At 70.3% G+C, this 1,534-nt stretch carries 1 protein-coding gene; it reads left to right on the forward strand.

What is annotated here, in order from left to right; translation table 11 throughout:
- A partial coding sequence (locus AOK23_RS39335; protein ID WP_055717237.1) for a bifunctional glycosyltransferase 87/phosphatase PAP2 family protein occupies positions 1-1,534 on the forward strand: 1,534 nt, incomplete at both ends.

Genomic DNA, 1,534 nt, shown 5'->3' on the forward strand with positions numbered 1-1,534 from the left:
CCTGGGCCAGACCAGCATCATTCCCGTTCTGCTGGTCCTCGTGGGCTGTTTCGCGGTCCGTGGTGAGCGTGCCAGTGGTGTGTTCATAGGGGTGGCTGCCGCGTTCCAGCCGGCGGTGCTGCTGTTCGTGCCGCTGTTGTGGTTCACCGGCCGCCGGCGGGCGGCCGTGGGCACCGGTGTCACGTTCGCCGGGGCCACCGCGCTGGCCTGGGCTGTGATGCCGCACGACTCGTACGCGTACTGGGTGCACCATCTGGCGGGTGTGGGGCTCGGTGGCCGGGCGGACGATCTGGCCAACCAGTCGCTGCACGGGGCGCTGCTGCGGTTCGGGCTCGCAGGCCCGCTGGAGATCGCGGTCTTCCTCGTACTGGCCGTGGGCGTGGCGGTGTTCGGGATGCGCCGCGCGGTCGGCTACGCGCGCGACGGGCAGTTGCTGCTCGCTGTCGCGATCACGGGCTGTGTCGTGGTGGCGGTGTCGCCGACGTCGTGGAAGCACCAGCTGTTGTGGGTGCTGCTGGCGGTGGTCGGCCGGGTCGGCAAGACGGCCTCCTCGCGGTATGTGTGGCCGGTGGCCGTGGTCCTGGTGATGACGCTGCCCGCGAAGATGATGGTGCCGAACATCGGGGTGCTGTATCCGGTGCGGGACAACGTGGTCCTGCTGGCCGCGCTCGCCTCGGCGCTGGTGGTGCCGTTCCTGTCCCGTACCTCGCAGTACTACCGGCATCCGATCGCCACCGTGTACGCCCCGAAGGCGCAGAGCCGCTTCGCCTGGGCGCCGCTGTTGCGCCGGGTCGCCACCCGGCCCAACCTGCTGCTGGAACTGCTGCTGATCCGTGTCACGTACGCCGCCTACCAGCGCACCCGGCTGGAGGCGGCCGGCAGCCGGGCCGTCGCCGAGGACCACGCCCGCGAGATCCTGGCGGTGGAGAAGGCCCTGTTCCTCGACATCGAGCACGGGGTCAACCACGCGGTGGTGCAGATCGGCTGGCTGCGGGACTTCTTCGATTTCTACTACACGTCGTTCCACTTCGTGGTGCCGCTGACCGTCCTGGGCGTGCTGTACTGGCGCCGGCCCGCCGACTACCGCTGGGCCCGTACCGCCATCGGCTTCACCACGGTCCTCGCGCTCGTCGGGTTCTTCTTCTACCCGCTGGCCCCGCCCCGGCTGATGCCGGGCCTCGGCATCATCGACACCATCCACGGCGTGCAGGACTTCTCCAAGCCGGACTACGGCACCCTGACCGAGCTGACCAACCAGTACGCGGCGATGCCCTCGCTGCACTTCGGCTGGTCCCTGTGGTGCGGGCTCACCATCGCCCTCGTCGCGCCCCGGTGGTGGATGAAGGCCCTCGGACTGCTGCACCCGACGTTCACGGTCGCGGCGATCGTCGCGACCGGCAACCACTGGGTCCTCGACGCGGTCGGCGGAGCCGCGGTCGTCGGCGCGGGCTTCGCCCTCACCCACCTCCTGACGGGACCGCGGGCGACACCAGGCAGCGACGAGGACGACAGGAAGACCGACGACGGAGCCCCG

It is taken from the genome of Streptomyces torulosus (assembly GCF_001419765.1).
Classification (GTDB): Bacteria; Actinomycetota; Actinomycetes; order Streptomycetales; family Streptomycetaceae; genus Streptomyces; species Streptomyces torulosus.